Source organism: Streptomyces sp. NTH33 (genome assembly GCF_003236365.1).
GTDB lineage: Bacteria > Actinomycetota > Actinomycetes > Streptomycetales > Streptomycetaceae > Streptomyces.
The window spans coordinates 1-1,032 of the sequence record NZ_POTZ01000956.1; the positions used below are offsets into that span (position 1 = coordinate 1).

Annotated in this window: 1 protein-coding gene; it reads right to left on the reverse strand. The window is 72.7% G+C overall.

Features of this window, described 5'->3' with window-relative positions:
* Nucleotides 1-538: 538 nt before the first annotated feature.
* On the reverse strand, nt 539-1,032 hold a 494-nt coding region (locus C1I97_RS37785; RefSeq protein WP_111007356.1), incomplete at its 5' end, for a MarR family winged helix-turn-helix transcriptional regulator.

Consider the following 1,032-nt stretch of genomic DNA (forward strand, 5'->3'; position numbering starts at 1 on the left):
GTCCGGGCCCGGTTCCCGTGACGCCCGCCGTGAGGTGCCCGGTCCCCGCGGAGGTGCTGACCGCGAGGGTCAGCACCGTGACGGAGGCGAGGGCGGCCGCACGGCGCTTGCGTATCGGGTGGCGGGGCGGCTGCGGCTGCATACGTGAACCCTTCGCGCCAGGCAGCCACCGGTTTCCGGCTGCACCCTTGCGATCACCCTGTGTCGCGGGGGCGGTCGGCGCGCGTTGGAGCCGTCCGGTCGTGGGACGCCTCGCCCGGTCGTGGGAACGCATGCGGCCGGGTGGGTGCGGTCCGGGTCCCGCAGGATTTGCGGCGGGCGGGAAACGGCCGGGGGAGTCCTTCCCTCCGTTCGGTCCAGTGTTCGTGCGATCCGGTGAACCTCTCCCCGGATCGCCCCGCCGTTCGGGAGATGTTCGTCGAGCACGGGCCCGAGGTGCCGCCCTCGGTGAGGGGCGTGGACGACGGGACGGCCGTACCGGTCATCACTCACTGAGCGGTACGGGCGAGCGGTACGGGCGGGGCGAGCGGTACGTGCCTCAGCGGAGCCAGGGCAGGTCCGCGCCCGCCTCGTTCGGCTGGAGTCCCTCGGCGACGATCTGCATGATCTCGCCGAGGGACTTCTGCTGTTCGGGGCTGAGCCGGTCGAACAGCGCCTGGCGCACGGCGGCCACGTGGCCCGGCGCGGTGCGCCGCAGCACCTCCATGCCCTGGTCGGTCAGCACCGCGAACTGGCCCCGCTTGTCGGAGGGGCAGTTCTCGCGACGCACCCAGCCGTTCGTCTCCAGGCGGGCGATCGCGTGGGAGAGGCGGGAGCGGGTGATCTTGGCGTCCATGGCCAGCTCGGTCATCCGCAGCCGGCGGTCCGGGGCCTCGGCGAGCTTGACGAGGAGGCCGTAGTAGATGTGCGGCATGCCCGCGTCACGCTGCAGCTGACGGTCGAGGTGGTCCTCGAGGAGAGTGGTGGCGTGCAGGTAGGAGCGCCAGACGCGCTGCTCCTCGGCGGTGAGCCAGCGGTGGGTTTCGGCGGGTG